This window comes from Erwinia sp. 9145, from assembly GCF_000745075.1.
Taxonomy (GTDB): Bacteria; Pseudomonadota; Gammaproteobacteria; order Enterobacterales; family Enterobacteriaceae; genus Erwinia; species Erwinia oleae.
The window spans coordinates 2,341,719-2,356,071 of sequence record NZ_JQNE01000001.1 but is presented as its reverse complement, the minus strand read 5'-3'; the positions used below and the strand labels follow the sequence as shown (position 1 = coordinate 2,356,071).

The following is a 14,353-nucleotide window of genomic DNA, read 5'->3' as shown; positions in this document are numbered from 1 at the left end:
TAAACGGAAATTAACGGAATTATCAGGAGCCACGGCATGAAAAGCGTTGCGATTGTTGGATTAGGATGGCTCGGCATGCCGCTGGGGCTTTCATTAACGGCACATGGCTGGCAGGTGAAAGGCACGAAAACGACCCCGGATGGCGTGGAGGCTGCACGCATGTGCGGCATAGAGAGCTGCCTGCTGGAACTGACACCGGCGCTGATCTGCGAGCCGGACGACCTGGCGGCGCTGATGAATGTCGAAGCGCTGATTGTTACGCTGCCGGCCAGTCGTACGGCAGCGGGCGGCGAAAACTACCTGCTTGCCGTGCAGCAGATGGTAGACAGCGCGCTGGCTTATCATATTCCGCGTATCATTTTCACCAGTTCCACCTCGGTTTACGGCAACGGGTCGGGCGTGATGAAAGAGAACAGTCCGCTGGAGGCGACAACGGTGGCTGGCCGCACGCTGAAAGAGCTTGAGGAGTGGTTGCATCATCTGCCCGGCACCTCGGTGGATATCCTCCGACTCGGCGGACTGGTGGGGCCGGATCGTCATCCGGGACGCTTCCTGGCGGGAAAAAGCGGGCTGAGTGATGGCGCGCACGGCGTCAATCTGGTGCACCTGGAAGACGTGATCGACGCGATTACGCTGCTGTTGCAAACGCCAAAGGGCGGACACATTTACAATCTGTGCGCGCCGGCACATCCGGCACGCCGCGATTTTTATCCTGCGGTTGCGCGGCAGCTTAACCTCGCGCCGCCCACCTTTTTGCCAGACGAAAGCGGTGATAAAGGTAAAGTTATTGATGGAGGGAAAATTTGTCGCGAGCTGGGTTTCGAGTATCGCTATCCGGACCCGTCGACGATGCCGTTGGGCTGAGTTACACGCCCAGCCTGTCCCTTAACGAATACCACGCCGCGCCGATGGCGGTCAGCGGCACGCGCAGGCGCCGGCCGCCCGGAAACGGCAGATGCGGCAGCCGGGCAAACGCGTCGAAGCGCTGCGGACGTCCGCCAATCGCTTCCCTCACCAGCTTTCCGGCCAGGTGCGTCAGAGTGACGCCGTGACCGCTGTCGCCCTGCATATAAAACACGCTGTTATCCAGCCTGCCGATCTGCGGCAGGCGGGAGAGCGTCAGCAGGAAGTTGCCGCTCCAGGCATAATCGATGTTCACGCCGGCGAGCTGCGGAAAGGTTTTCAACAGTTTTGGGCGGAGGATCGACGCGACATCGCCGGGTTCCCTTGCGCCATAGACGACGCCGCCGCCGTATAGCAGCCGGTTGTCGGCGGTCAGGCGAAAGTAGTCCGGCAGATAGTTGACGTCCTCGACGCAGCGATTATTGGGTAACAGCGACAGCGCCCTGTCGGCGGAGAGCGGTTCTGTGGTAACAATGTGCGAACTACAGGGAATGCTGTTTCCTGTCAGACGTGGCTCCAGATGGGGCGCAAGGTAGGCGTTACCCGCGAAAATCACGATTTTCGCCGTCACGCTTCCCCGTGCCGTTTTGATGACGTGCGGTATGCCATAGGTCACGGAAATCACTTCCGACTGTTCATAGATCCTGCCGCCGTGACGGCGGATTGCCTCGGCTTCGCCCAGCGCCAGATTGAGCGGGTGAAGATGGCCACCGCGATGATCGAGCAGGCCGCCCTTATAGCGCTCGCTGGCAATTTCGCGGCGGATACCCGTTTCACTCAGCATTTCCAGCTCGCTGTTACCAAACTGCTGCCAGCGTTTGCGCTGCGCGCGCAGAGCGTTGAGCTGACGTTTATTCTGCGCAGCAAAAATGCCGCCCGGCCGGTAATCGCAGGCGATGGCGTAACGATCGATGCGGTCGCGGATCACGCCTGCGCCTTCAAACATCATACTGCCCAGCAGCCTCGCGCTCTCCTGCCCGTAGCGTTGTTCAATCACATCCACATCCCGGCTGTAGGAGTTCACCATCTGCCCGCCGCTGCGGCCGCTGGCGCCAAAGCCCACTTTCGCGGCTTCCAGCACCACCACGTCGTAGCCTGCTTCAGTCAGATGCAGCGCGGCGGAGAGTCCGGCAAAACCGGCACCGATGATACAGACATCACAGAGAATAGCGTCCTGAAGCGGCGGCCAGGAAGAGTGAGGGTTCACCGTTGCGACGTAGTAGCTGTTAACATGTTCCATCCCACCATCCTGTTTATTTTTTTGGCCATGCGTGACGGCTACTGTAATATTTGCCCATAATTCGCGTCAGGTCTATGGCAACTCTCCTGGCGTTTTTTTGAACCACGCATGGCTGAAATGCAGGCCGGTGGATGGCAGCGATTCTGCGCTTCCCCGACGCGACGCGCTGCGAGAAGCTGCGCAGCGTTGATCCCTGCGTCCACTGGCGGAAGAACGCTTCGGCTTCGTCTGGCACACCGCAAAAAACACGCGCAGATGCAGGTTGAACGGCTGGTGAGCGTCAGCAGGATTGACCTGACGCTGAAAAATAGCTGAAGCAACACAGACTGCGTTGATCGTAAATAAAGAAAGCGTCACTCACGGTCGTAATGTCTTGTCTTCTGACCGGCGACCAGGCAAAATATGCGCCCTGCAAAATCGCATTGATAGCCGACGCTCACCGCGCCGGTTATTTTTTTGCAGAAACCTAATCGCATTTAAGAGGCCGGGCCAGCCCGGATAGATATTCGTCATTTACACGCGCGTTGAGGAAAAAGAAAAATGGGGCTTCACTTATTTACACCGGCTTACGCTGGAAACCGACTGCGGGATGATTACGGTGCCGCAGCAGGTTCCACGTCTCTCTGTTCCTGCCACTCCCTTTCTCCTCTGAAGAAGCGCTTACGCATAACGCGAAGTTTCCCTGTGGTTCAGCCTGAAAAGGTTGGCGCTATGGGGAGGCTGAATCATGTCGCTTGATAAGCCGACCGCTGCTGCTGCTGCGCCGCGCGCGCACCTGAAAAAAACGCTGACGCTGATGCCGGTGGTCATGATGGGCCTTGCCTACATGCAGCCTATGACCCTGTTCGATACCTTTGGCATTGTTTCCGGCCTGACCGACGGCCATGTCGCCACCGCCTACGCTTTCGCGCTGATCGCGATTTTGTTTACCGCGTTGAGCTACGGAAAGCTGGTTCGCCGTTTCCCCTCCGCCGGATCGGCCTATACCTACGCGCAAAAAGCCATCAGCCCGCACGTGGGTTTTATGGTCGGCTGGTCATCGCTGCTCGACTATTTGTTCATGCCGATGATCAACATCCTGTTGGCAAAAATCTATTTTGAAGCGCTGGTGCCGGGCATTCCGTCATCGCTCTTTGTGGTACTGCTGGTCGGTTTTATGACCCTTTCTAACCTGAAAGGCATCAAAACCGTCGCCAATTTCAACAGCGTTATTGTTGTGCTTCAGGTCGCGGTAATGGTGGTTATCATGGGCATGGTGATTTACGGCGTTGCGCATGGCGAAGGCGCCGGCACGCTGGTCAGCCCGCGTCCGTTCTGGTCGGAAAACGCGCACGTTGTGCCGATGATTACCGGTGCGACCATTCTTTGCTTCTCATTTCTTGGCTTTGACGGCATCAGTTCGCTGTCGGAAGAGACTAAAGACGCCGGTCGCGTAATACCAAAAGCGATTTTTCTTACCGCACTGATTGGCGGCGTGATCTTTATTGTGGTGTCCTATTTCCTGCAACTCTATTTCCCGGACATCTCGCGCTTTAAAGATCCCGATGCCTCACAGCCGGAGATCATGTTGTACGTGGCGGGTAAAGCCTTCCAGTTCGGCATCCTGATTTTCTCGTGCGTCACCGTGCTGGCGTCCGGTATGGCGGCGCATGCGGGCGTCTCGCGCCTGATGTACGTGATGGGCCGCGACGGCGTCTTTCCTGAGCGCTTCTTTGGCTATATCCATCCGAAATGGCGTACGCCAGCGCTGAACGTGCTGCTGGTGGGGGCGATCGCGCTTTCATCAGTCACCTTCGATCTGGTGACCGCCACGGCGCTGATCAACTTTGGCGCGCTGGTTGCCTTTACCTTTGTGAATCTGTCGGTGATTTCGCAGTTCTGGATCCGCGAGAAGCGCAACAAGACGCTGAAAGACAACATTAACTTTTTACTGTTGCCGCTGTGCGGCGCGCTGACGGTAGGCGCACTGTGGATCAATCTTGAAGAGAGCTCTATGATTTTGGGGCTGGTGTGGGGCACTATTGGTCTGATTTATCTGGCCTGGGTGACGCGCAGCTTCCGCAATCCGGTGCCGCAGTGTACTGAAGAGCCGATGTAACGGTGAGATAAAAAAGGGCGCCCCGGCGCCCTTTTTGCTGCGCGAAGCAGACTTACGACGTCAGCTCGCGTGCATAGTCAAACAGCGCCTTCAACTGCTTCATCTTCTCCTGGTCGCCCTCGTACTGATTCAATAACATCTCCAGTTCCTGCACATAATTTCGCACCCGTTCAGGGTTCAGCGCGTCACGGCGGTGCTCAAGCCAACGTTTTTGCTCGGCTTCATCCAGCGTGCCGGGGAAGTTGCGCGCGCGATAGCGGAACAGCAGCTTATTGATTCTGGCATCGTTAAAGGTGAGATCCAGCGCCGGGAGATTTTCCGGCGTGGTCTGTTGAAGAATGCGCATCGCCGAACGGTCAGCATCGCTGAAAAAACCGTCATACAGTTGTGCATCCACATCATCAGAAGGGGGGAAGGGTTCAGCTTCCGCGAACAGCGCCACCACTTTTTCACGAACGTCAGGCAGTTGACGCAGCAGGGCGAGGTTATCCAGGCAGCGTTGGCGATCGATACCGAGGCGCTCGGCATCCTCCGGGCGCAGCGTATTCGCCGGGGCCACCACCGGACACTTGTTAATATGCAGTAACTTGAGCGGCACCGGCGCAGCGTCGCCCAGATCGTTGCGTCGCGTGTAAAGGCGCTCGCGCAACGCCTCCGCATCCAGCTCGCGCAGCGGCGTGATATCGCCGGCCAAATCGCATACGATCAGCGCATTTTTATTCTCCGGATGCCAGGCGAGCGGTGCAATCCAGCTGGTATTGCCGCGAAATGCGCCGAACATGCCGGAAATATGCAGCAATGGCTTCATCTGCGGAATATCAACCAGCGTAACGATCTTCTGCTTGTTACGATGGCTGAACAGAAAGTCATACAGGCGGGGCTGCTTCTCTTTCACCCGTTTTGCCATCGCAATGGTGGCGTAAACGTCGGACATCGCATCGTGCGCGTTTTCATGCGCCACACCGTTGGCTTTGGTCAGGTGTTCCAGGCGAAAGCTGGGAAAGCCGTCATCGTTCTCAGGCCACGTAATGCCCTGGGGGCGTAGCGCGTAGCAGGCGCGCATAACGTCAAGCAGATCCCAGCGGCTGTTGCCGTTTTGCCAGCTCCAGCCGTAGGGATCGTAAAAGTTGCGGTAAAACAGATTCCGCGTGACTTCATCATCAAAACGCACATTGTTATAGCCAACCACGCAGGTATTGGGCTCGCTGAACAGCCGGTGGATACGACCGGCAAACGCGGCTTCATCAACCCCTTTTTCCTGCGCCACCTGCGGCGTGATGCCGGTGATCATCACGGCTTCCGGCTGCGGTAAATAGTCATCCGCAGGACGGCAGTAAAACACCTCCGGTTCACCAATAATATTGAAATCCATATCGGTACGCACCCCGGCAAACTGGGCGGGCCTGTCCAGCGACGGGCTCTTGCCGAAGGTTTCGTAGTCGTGGAACAGGAAGGTGGGTTGTGGGGCGTCTTGTTTCACTCGGCTCGTATCCAGTCAGGGAAAATTCCCCTTATGGTAGAGCATTTGATGGGAAGTTCGAAGCCAACAGGTTAAAAGTGGGCAAGAAAACGACCCGAATCAATTACGGCGCGGGGCCGATGCGCTATGCTGCGGGGCGACGATTGAGTTTCTGGAGAACGTAGTGCGTCCCGACAAGCCGCTTTCACCCTTCGAGTTCACGCTTTACCGTAACTATCGCATCGTACACGGCGCCCGCATTGCGCTGGCGTTTGTGCTGACCTTTCTGCTGGTCCGGCTGCTTCAGATCCCGGAAGGGAGCTGGCCGCTGATCACGCTGGTGGTGGTGATGGGGCCGGTTTCGTCGTGGGGAAACGTTTTTCCGCGCGCGGTGCAGCGGATTGGCGGCACCATTTTCGGTTCGGTTTCCGGGCTGATAGCGCTGAAGCTGGAGCTGCTTTCGCTGCCGGTGATGCTGCTCTGGTGCACGGTGGTCATGTTTCTCTGCGGCTTTCTGACGCTTGGCAAACATCCCTATATGGCGCTGCTTATCGGCATTACGCTGGCGGTGATTTGCGGCGCGCCGCCGGGAGACATGACCACGGCGCTGTGGCGGGGAGGCGATGTGATTTTCGGTTCACTGCTGGCGCTGCTCTTTACCAGCATCTATCCGCAAAAAGCCTACACGCACTGGCGCATTAAGCTCTCAGACTCGCTGCTGGAGACCGCAAAGATTTACCATGCGGGCTTTTCACCGAATCTGGTGGATAAACCGCGCCTGACGCAGCCTCTTCAGCGTTTACTCACCGGCGTGGTGAAAATGCGGGCAATGCTCGATCCCGCCAGCAAAGAGACGCGCACGCCGCGCTCGGTATTTGAAGGGATTCAGACGCTGAATCGCAATATGGTTTGCACGCTTGAGCTTCAGATCAATGCCTGGTGGGCGCTGCGCGAAAGCCACCTGATCATGCTGAACGCGCCAACGCTGCGGCGCACGCAGCAGATGACCGAGAAGACGCTCCGCGCGCTGTCGACGGCGGTGGTGGAGGGCAACGCGGGCAAAATCGACGCCAACAGCGACGAGCTGGCGGAAATCAGCCGTGAACTGCGGGAGTTAATTTCCGCGTCCAACAGCAGCGTACAGGTTGAAACGCCGATTCATGGCTATGTCTGGCTCAGTCTGGAGATGGCAGGACAGCTGGAAAGATTGTCCGATCTGATCCGCATGGCGCTGCGTAAATAAGCGATTTGCAACAACTTACTGCGCGAAAGAGCGCTTCACGATAAGATGAGCGCAGGTCTTATTCTGCAATCTGAAAATTGCCATCAGGGGCGGCAAACCGCTAAGCTGATGGCTATGATAATGGTGCCTGTACTAACAGGCCTGAATAAAAGGTGGCTTCATGGAAAATGCAAAACAGTCATTCCAGAACGTGCTGGAATTCGTACGGATGTTTCGTCGCAAAAATAAGCTTCAGCGCGAAATCCACGATATTGAAAAGAAAATTCGCGACAACCAGAAACGCGTGCTGCTGCTCGACAACCTCAGTGAATACATCAAACCAGGCATGAGCGTCGAGGCCATCCAGGAGATTATCGCCAGCATGCGCAGTGACTATGAAGATCGCGTTGATGATTACATCATCAAAAACGCTGACCTGTCGAAAGAGCGTCGTGAACTCTCTAAAAAGCTGAAGGCGATGGGTGAACCCAAAGCGCAATAAGCTCCGCCACCGGGGCCGTTGCCCCGGTTTTCCTGCCTTTCTCTCTCTTTTCCCCGACGCCCGCCGCCTATCACATTTTTTGCTAATAAAAAACTTTGCATAAATCGTCGCCAGTAATCATCATCACTAAAGCCTTTTCCCTTTTCCGGCTGGAATGACCTTGCAATACTTCAGCGCTTCTCTGCTTCAAACTTTCAAAAATTCGATGTGGTACACCCGACGGCGCTCAAGACGCGTACTTTTCTGGCGGGAAATTACACCGCTGGCGGTGCCAATCTTTTTCGAAAATCTCTGCGTACTGCTGATGGGCGTGCTCAGCACCTTCCTGGTCAGCTGGCTGGGTAAAGAGGCCATGGCGGGCGTCGGGCTGGCCGACAGTTTCAATATGGTGATCATCGCCTTCTTTGCCGCTATCGATCTGGGCACAACCGTGGTGGTGGCTTTCAGCCTGGGCAAACTCAACCGCGAACGGGCGCAGGCCGCCGCGCGTCAGTCGCTGGTGCTGATGACGCTGTTTGCCGTGGCGCTGGCGCTGCTGATCGCCCTGTTTGGCGAAGCGATTATTGACGTTATTGCAGGGAGCGCCGAACCCGAAGTGAAAGCGCTGGCACTGGTCTATCTGCAAATTACCGCGTGGAGCTATCCGGCGGCGGCGATTGCCCTGATCGGCTGCGGCGCGCTGCGCGGCGCGGGCAATGCCAAAATCCCCATGCTGATCAACGGCGGCATGAATATCCTCAATATCATTTTCAGTACAGTGCTGATCTACGGCTGCTTCTCATGGAAAGGGATGGGCTTTGCCGGCGCAGGCGTCGGACTGACGATTTCTCGCTACGTCGGCGCGATTGCGGTGATTTACGTGCTGATGACTGGCTTTACGCCACAGCTGAAAATTTCGCTGAAAAGCTACTTCCGTAAGCTGGATATTGGCATTCTGAAAGAAGTACTGGGCATCGGCGTACCGGCGAGCATTGAATCTGTTCTGTTCAACGGCGGCAAGCTGCTCACCCAGGTTTTTGTCGCCGGGATGGGCACCGACGTGATTGCCGGTAACTTTATCGCCTTTTCCATCGCCTCCATGATCAATCTGCCGGGCAACTCGCTGGGATCGGCGTCAACCATCATCGTCGGCACGCGGCTGGGCAAAGGGCAGCTTCTCCAGCCGGAACGGCAGCTACACAATATTTTCATGCTGTCTACGGTTGGGCTGTGCATCGTGTCGGCACTGACGGTGCCGTTTGCCGGCATCCTCGCGTCTTTCTACACGCGCGACCCGGAAGTTATTCACGTGGTTAAAATGCTGGTCTGGCTGAACGCCGCCTTTATGCCGTTTTGGGCCGCCTCCTGGGTACTGCCTGCGGGCCTGAAAGGCGCGCGGGATGCCCGATTCACCATGTGGGTGTCGCTGCTTGGCATGTGGGGCTGCCGCATTGTGGCAGGTTACACGCTTGGCGTAATGCTGGGATTTGGCGTGGTCGGCATCTGGATGGGCATGTTCCTGGACTGGATCGTACGCGCGCTGTTCTTCTATCGCAGACTGGTCAGCGGTCGCTGGCTGTGGAAGTATGCTAAACCGGCGAAGCTGCCGTAAAAAAATAAAAATATTCACCTGACCTGCACGGGAAACGTTATGCCGTCTTCTTCCTCCGCTGCGGCGGAATCGCTGTTTCAACATCGTTCGTTTGTGGCGTTCTGGCTGGCTCGCACCACCTCCAGCTTTGCTTTCCAGATGCTCTCCATCGCCGTCGGCTGGCAGATCTACGCGGTGACCGGCCGCGCGTTGGATCTGGGGCTGATAGGGCTGGCGCAGTTTCTGCCTGCGGTGCTGCTGGCGCTTCCCGCCGGACACATCGCCGACCAGTTCGACCGCCGCCGCGTGGTACTGTTCGGGCAGATCACGGAATGGGTGGCGATTATGGCGCTGGCGGGCCTGACGCTCGCTCACCGTACCGATGAGGCGGTGATCCTCGGTCTGATTTTTATCATTTCGGTAGCGCGCACGCTGGAAGCGCCGTCGTTGCAGTCAATGCTGCCCGCGCTGGTGCCGCTGTCACTGCTCTCACGCGCCACGGCGGCCAACGGCGCGTCGATGCAGACCGCATCGATGCTGGGCCCGGCGCTGGGCGGTTTTCTCTATGTCGCCGGGCCGGGCGTGGTTTACCTGACTACCGGCGCGCTTTACCTCATTTCCGTGCTGATGGTCAGCCGCCTGCGTTACGAAAAGGCACCGCCGCCGCGCGCGCCTGCCACCTTTGCCACGGTGTTTGCCGGGGTGAAATTTATCCGCAACCGGCCCGATGTGCTGGGCGTGATATCACTCGATCTCTTTGCCGTACTGCTTGGGGGCGCTACGGCGCTGCTGCCGATTTTTGCTAAAGATATTTTGCATACCGGCCCCTGGGGGCTGGGACTGCTGCGCGGCGCGCCAGCGGTCGGTGGGCTACTGGTCGGCTTCTGGCTCAGCCGCCGTACGCTGGAGCGCAACGTGGGGATGATCATGTTTGCGTCAGTGGCGGGATTTGGCGTGGCGACGGTGGCTTTTGCGCTGTCCACTCACCTGGGGCTGTCGCTGCTGGCGCTGTTTCTGCTCGGCGGATTTGATATGGTCAGCGTGGTCATTCGCGGTTCGCTGGTTCAGCTTGATACGCCCGACGAGATGCGCGGGCGCGTCAGCGCGGTCAACTCCATCTTTATTAATACCTCGAACCAGCTTGGCGAATTTGAATCCGGCATGCTGGCGGCGTGGTTAGGCGCGGCGCCCGCTGCGCTGGTGGGTGGCGTGGGCACGCTGATCGTGGTCGGGCTGTGGATGGCGTTATTCCCCGGATTGCGGCGGCGCCAGCGTCTGCATAATGAAACGTAGCTAACGGTTAAAATCCCGCGGGCGTTCGCGGCGAAAGCCAAGCCCGATGATCCAGCCGAATACGTGCGGCAAAAAAGGCAGCCGTCGAACCAGTTTCGGCATTGCGCTGCTTTTTTTACGCCGCTTTTTACCGCTCATTTTAATCTGTAAAAACTGTGTGGCGCGGGTAGGGAAGTCTCGTCGCCGCTGTACTTTGTGCAGATCGTTCAGCGTCAGCGTGTTATTACGCAAGGGCAGCGTCAGCACGTTTGCGGCGGCCACCGCGTCCTGAATCGCCAGATTCACCCCTACGCCGCCCACCGGCGACATGGCATGCGCCGCATCGCCAATGCAGAGCACGCCGGGCTTCGCCCAGGCATCCAGCCGGTCGATACGAATTTTGAGCAGCTTAACCTCATCCCAGTCGCGGAGTTCCGCCAGCCGCCCGGCGTCAAATTGCGATACCTGCGCAATCTGCTGCTTTAGCGCCTCCAGTCCGGCATCCACTATCGCCTGATAGTCGCCTTTGGCGATGGACAAACCGCACTGCCAGAAGTCGCCCCGGTCAATCAGAATAAAATTTTGCTTCGGCCCGGTATGGCCCATGCTCCACGCAGGATCGTCAGGCCGTTTTGCCAGTCGGAACCACAGCACATCGCGCGGTGCGCCAAAGGCGCGTCCGGTCAGCGCGGCCTTTTCTCTTACCTGAGACTGGCGGCCATCGGCGCCCACCACCAGCGGCGATCGGATCGTAACCGGCCCGTTTGGGGTCAGCGCCCTTACGCCGCAGATCCGGCCTTCCTCAACGAGGAAGTCCTCAAAACGGGCAGACCGGAGCAGCGTAAAGTCAGGCAGGGCAGCGGCTTTCCTGGCAAGGAAATTGAGGAAATCCCACTGTGGCATAAAGGCAATAAAGCGGCATTTTACCGGCAGAAGGGAGAAGTCCGCCATGGTGACGTCTTTTCCATTCATTTCGGCATGAAGCTTCCCGGCGCGCTGGTGGGGCAGCGTCAGCAGTTCGTCAAGCAGGCCAAGCTGGTGCATGATTTGCAACGTGGAAGGGTGCACGGTGTCGCCGCGAAAATCGCGCAGGAAGTCGGCGTGTTTCTCGACAACAATCACGCGCACGCCTGCCCGTGCCAGCAGATAGCCAAGCATCATGCCTGCCGGGCCGCCGCCCACAATACAGCATGCCGCCGATAACGAAATCGTCTCTGTCACCTGCCTCTCTCTCTGTAAACAACCCATACGTGATAATAGTTCTCATCAACGGTTTTGGGTAATGCCATGCGCCGGGGCGGTACAAAAAGAGCGTAATAAGTTAGCAACGATTGTGGATAGCTTAGATTTTTTTCTCATTTGTAAACAAACGGTCGCTGCACGCAAAATCAAACTTCGCTCCGGCAGCGTTTCTCAGATCAGAACGTTATAAAAATCGTCGGACGTTAACGCTTATGTCTCGTGACAGCGCGACAGTTATTAACGATTTAATCAGGAAAAGGTTCATGATGAAGCTGGCTAACGTATTGATCCCGCTGCTGATGGCGGGAAATGTATCTTCGGTATGGGCAGCAGAGCAGAACGTTCCGGCGTCGTCGACCTTTACGGTTTCGCCAGACGCGTCGCTGCAAGGGAAACTTCCTGCGGATATCAGCAAGCGAGGTTACATTGTGGCAGGCACCAATCCGAATACGCCGCCCACCACCTTTTTTAAAGAAGACAACAAGACGCTGGCAGGACGTGAGATAGACATCATGAACGCCGTGGCCGCACGGCTGGGCGTCGACGTACGCTGGCAGGACACCGGCGGTTTCGACAATATTATTCCTGGTCTGAAATCGGGCCGCTATGACGTCGCGTTGTCGAATATTAACGCCACCAAAAAGCGTCTGGAGCAGGTTGATTTCATCAGCTATTACGATGCCTCTCGTCTCGGCGTGATCTCTCGTAAAGATGCCAACATTGCGCCATTTACCTCTTTCGACGCGGTTTGCGGCCAGGAGATTGGGGCGGGTGCGGGCACCACGCAGATCGGTCGCCTGGAAGCAGCCAGTAAAAACTGTACCGACGCGGGCAAAAAGCCTGTCAAAATTGCCGTCTTCCCTGACCGGCCATCCGGTGTGCAGGCGGTGGTAAGCGGCCGCGTGCCGCTGTTCTTCGGCCCGTACGAAGGGCTGACGTATCAGGTCAGTCAGGTGAAGCCGCTGACGATGAGCGGACAAATCCACGTTGATGATGCACCGGTCTCCATTGCGCTGCCCAAGCAGTCACCTCTGGAAGAGGCGATTCAGGCTTCGCTTAACTCGCTGATTAAAGATGGCACCTACCAGAAAATCCTTGATAAATGGTCGATTGGCTTCGGTGCGGTAAAAGAGTCTAAACGTAACGAAGAGATCTTTGGATGAGCCACTATCAGGACGGCGCGACTGTCGACGGGCTGCGCATCGTCAGTAAAAAATATGTCGGCCGCTGGATAAGCGCCCTGATTGTTGCCCTGCTGCTGCTGGCGGCAGGGCATTCAATGCTGAATAATCCACGTTTCGAATGGGCGGTGATTGCGGAAAACTTTACCGCTCCTTCGATCATTCAGGGCGTGCTGATGACCCTGCAACTGACCGCCATCTCGGTGATTGTTGGTTTCGCTGGCGGTACGGTGCTGGCGCTGATGCGTCTGTCGTCCAATCCGGTGCTGGTGGCGGTGAGCTGGAGCTATACCTGGTTTTTCCGTGGCGTGCCGATGCTGGTTCAGCTTTTTCTCTGGTACAACGTGGCCGCGCTCTATCCGACGCTCTCTCTCTCGCTGCCGTGGATCGGCGAAATCTGGAGCGCGCCCGCCAACGCCCTGATCAGCCCCTTCAGCGCGGCCGTTATCGCGCTGGTGATGCACCAGTCAGCCTATGCGGCGGAGATTATTCGCGCAGGCATTCAGAGCGTTGGCGCCGGACAAATCGAGGCGGCGCGCGCGCTGGGCTATCGTCCGGCGCAAATTTTTCGCCATACCATATTGCCGCAGGCCATGCGCGCTATTCTGCCGCCCGCCGGCAATGAGGTGATCGGCCAGCTTAAAACCACGGCGGTGGTGTCGGTTATCTCGCTACAGGATGTGCTCTTTTCAGCGCAGATTATCTATCAGCGTACCTACGAGGTCATCCCGCTGCTGCTGGTCGCCACGCTCTGGTATCTGGTGCTGACCTCGCTGCTGTCGGTGGGGCAGTATTATGTCGAACGCTACTTCAGCCGCAGCAGCTATCGTCAGGTCAAACGTAAACGCCCAGCGGCGGAACCCGCGCTGCACCGCAGCATGAATGCAGGAGAAACCAGCCATGGGTGAAGCCATTGCCTTTCGTCAGGTCAGCAAACATTTTTCCGGCAATACGGTACTGGATCAGATCGATCTGGATATTCCGGCCGGCTCGGTCACGGTGATCCTTGGCCCGTCCGGCTCCGGGAAATCCACGCTTTTACGCTGCATTAATCATCTGGAAAAACTGGATGGCGGCACAATACGTATCGGTGGCGAACTGGTGGGCTATCAGCAGAAGGGGCAGGCGCTCCACGAGCTGAGTAGCACCAGGATCGCCGCACAACGCAGCCGCATCGGCATGGTGTTTCAGCAGTTCAATCTTTTTCCGCACCGAACGGTGCTACAGAACATCATTGATGCGCCGCTTCGCGTGAAAAAGCAAAATCGCCGACAGGCGACGGCAAAGGCGCGGCAGCTGTTACAACAGGTAGGGCTGGCCGATCGCGCGGACGACTGGCCGCAACAGCTTTCAGGCGGACAGCAACAGCGGGTGGCGATTGCACGCGCGCTGGCGATGGATCCTGAGGTTATGCTGTTTGATGAGCCAACCTCGGCGCTCGATCCTGAACTGGTGGGGGAAGTGCTTCAGGTGATTAAAAAACTGGCGCACTCCGGCATCACTATGGTGATCGTGACGCATGAAGTTGGTTTCGCGCGTGAAGTGGCCGACAACATCATCTTTATGGAAGCCGGTAAAATCGTCGCTTCCGGGCCGGGTAAAGCCGTCCTTGACGATGCCAGCAACGTTCGGGTGAAGAATTTCCTGTCAACCGTGCTTTGAGT

The 14,353-nt window shown here is 57.3% G+C and carries 13 protein-coding genes; 10 read left to right on the top strand and 3 right to left on the bottom strand.

Features of this window, described 5'->3' with window-relative positions:
- Positions 1 to 36 precede the first annotated feature (36 nt).
- Positions 37 to 864, top strand: coding sequence for an SDR family oxidoreductase (locus tag FA91_RS11425; protein WP_034915830.1), 828 nt, complete (start codon positions 37 to 39; stop codon positions 862 to 864).
- Between the two features lies 1 nt (position 865).
- Here FA91_RS11425 and FA91_RS11420 read toward each other — a convergent pair whose 3' ends face one another.
- The gene (locus FA91_RS11420) at positions 866 to 2,143 is read right to left on the bottom strand and encodes an FAD-binding oxidoreductase (RefSeq protein ID WP_034915828.1); all 1,278 of its coding nucleotides are present in this window, start codon (positions 2,141 to 2,143) and stop codon (positions 866 to 868) included.
- A 108-nt stretch (positions 2,144 to 2,251) separates the two neighbouring features.
- On the opposite strand from FA91_RS11420, the gene FA91_RS21040 reads away from it, so the two are divergent.
- Together FA91_RS21040 and FA91_RS11410 are read left to right on the top strand one after the other, a co-directional pair.
- Positions 2,252 to 2,458: a hypothetical protein gene (locus tag FA91_RS21040; protein WP_156103077.1), complete on the top strand. Its 207-nt coding sequence runs from the start codon at positions 2,252 to 2,254 to the stop codon at positions 2,456 to 2,458.
- A 412-nt stretch (positions 2,459 to 2,870) separates the two neighbouring features.
- Positions 2,871 to 4,241, top strand: coding sequence for an APC family permease (locus FA91_RS11410; protein ID WP_034915825.1), 1,371 nt, complete (start codon positions 2,871 to 2,873; stop codon positions 4,239 to 4,241).
- 52 nt (positions 4,242 to 4,293) lie between these two features.
- Here the strand turns inward: FA91_RS11410 and sbcB are convergent, their stop codons facing one another.
- Positions 4,294 to 5,721 carry an exodeoxyribonuclease I gene (gene sbcB, locus FA91_RS11405; RefSeq protein WP_034915823.1) on the bottom strand — a complete coding sequence of 476 codons (1,428 nt, stop codon included), beginning with the start codon at positions 5,719 to 5,721 and terminating at the stop codon, positions 4,294 to 4,296.
- Positions 5,722 to 5,884: 163 nt separating this feature from the next.
- Here sbcB and FA91_RS11400 point away from each other — a divergent pair, with 163 nt between their 5' ends.
- The 4 genes from FA91_RS11400 (at position 5,885) to FA91_RS11385 (ending at position 10,287) form a co-directional block, all read left to right on the top strand.
- Positions 5,885 to 6,943, top strand: a complete 1,059-nt coding sequence (locus FA91_RS11400; RefSeq protein WP_034915820.1) for an FUSC family protein — start codon at positions 5,885 to 5,887, stop codon at positions 6,941 to 6,943.
- A 160-nt stretch (positions 6,944 to 7,103) separates the two neighbouring features.
- Complete coding sequence (locus tag FA91_RS11395) at positions 7,104 to 7,424, top strand: DUF496 family protein (RefSeq protein WP_034915818.1); 321 nt, start codon at positions 7,104 to 7,106, stop codon at positions 7,422 to 7,424.
- Between the two features lie 154 nt (positions 7,425 to 7,578).
- Positions 7,579 to 9,015: an EmmdR/YeeO family multidrug/toxin efflux MATE transporter gene (locus FA91_RS11390; protein ID WP_034915816.1), complete on the top strand. Its 1,437-nt coding sequence runs from the start codon at positions 7,579 to 7,581 to the stop codon at positions 9,013 to 9,015.
- 39 nt (positions 9,016 to 9,054) lie between these two features.
- On the top strand, positions 9,055 to 10,287 hold the full coding sequence (locus tag FA91_RS11385) for an MFS transporter (protein ID WP_034915815.1): 1,233 nt from the start codon (positions 9,055 to 9,057) through the stop codon (positions 10,285 to 10,287).
- On the opposite strand, the gene FA91_RS11380 is transcribed toward FA91_RS11385, so the two are convergent.
- Positions 10,288 to 11,487: an FAD-dependent oxidoreductase gene (locus tag FA91_RS11380; protein ID WP_034915812.1), complete on the bottom strand. Its 1,200-nt coding sequence runs from the start codon at positions 11,485 to 11,487 to the stop codon at positions 10,288 to 10,290. It abuts the gene before it with no gap.
- A 287-nt stretch (positions 11,488 to 11,774) separates the two neighbouring features.
- Here FA91_RS11380 and FA91_RS11375 point away from each other — a divergent pair, with 287 nt between their 5' ends.
- From FA91_RS11375 to FA91_RS11365, 3 genes are read left to right on the top strand one after another with little or no spacing between them, the layout of a single operon-like run.
- A complete protein-coding gene (locus tag FA91_RS11375; RefSeq protein ID WP_034919235.1) occupies positions 11,775 to 12,671 on the top strand; it encodes an ABC transporter substrate-binding protein in 897 nt (298 codons plus the stop codon).
- Entirely contained in the window at positions 12,668 to 13,597 is a 930-nt protein-coding gene (locus FA91_RS11370; RefSeq protein ID WP_034915810.1) for an amino acid ABC transporter permease, read from the top strand. The genes FA91_RS11375 and FA91_RS11370 overlap by 4 nt, the downstream gene beginning before the upstream one ends.
- Positions 13,590 to 14,351, top strand: coding sequence for an amino acid ABC transporter ATP-binding protein (locus FA91_RS11365; RefSeq protein ID WP_034915809.1), 762 nt, complete (start codon positions 13,590 to 13,592; stop codon positions 14,349 to 14,351). Before FA91_RS11370 ends, FA91_RS11365 begins: the two co-directional genes overlap by 8 nt.
- The last annotated feature ends 2 nt before the right edge of the window (positions 14,352 to 14,353 follow it).

Excerpts from the sequence above, each read along its gene's own strand:
- FA91_RS11420 (WP_034915828.1), bottom strand. The coding sequence starts at position 2,143 with ATGGAACATGTTAACAGCTACTACGTCGCAACGGTGAACCCTCACTCT.
- FA91_RS11395 (WP_034915818.1), top strand. The coding sequence starts at position 7,104 with ATGGAAAATGCAAAACAGTCATTCCAGAACGTGCTGGAATTCGTACGG.
- FA91_RS11375 (WP_034919235.1), top strand. The coding sequence starts at position 11,775 with ATGAAGCTGGCTAACGTATTGATCCCGCTGCTGATGGCGGGAAATGTA.
- FA91_RS11365 (WP_034915809.1), top strand. The coding sequence starts at position 13,590 with ATGGGTGAAGCCATTGCCTTTCGTCAGGTCAGCAAACATTTTTCCGGC.
- FA91_RS11410 (WP_034915825.1), top strand. The coding sequence starts at position 2,871 with ATGTCGCTTGATAAGCCGACCGCTGCTGCTGCTGCGCCGCGCGCGCAC.
- FA91_RS11385 (WP_034915815.1), top strand. The coding sequence starts at position 9,055 with ATGCCGTCTTCTTCCTCCGCTGCGGCGGAATCGCTGTTTCAACATCGT.
- FA91_RS11370 (WP_034915810.1), top strand. The coding sequence starts at position 12,668 with ATGAGCCACTATCAGGACGGCGCGACTGTCGACGGGCTGCGCATCGTC.
- FA91_RS11390 (WP_034915816.1), top strand. The coding sequence starts at position 7,579 with ATGACCTTGCAATACTTCAGCGCTTCTCTGCTTCAAACTTTCAAAAAT.
- FA91_RS21040 (WP_156103077.1), top strand. The coding sequence starts at position 2,252 with ATGGCTGAAATGCAGGCCGGTGGATGGCAGCGATTCTGCGCTTCCCCG.
- FA91_RS11425 (WP_034915830.1), top strand. The coding sequence starts at position 37 with ATGAAAAGCGTTGCGATTGTTGGATTAGGATGGCTCGGCATGCCGCTG.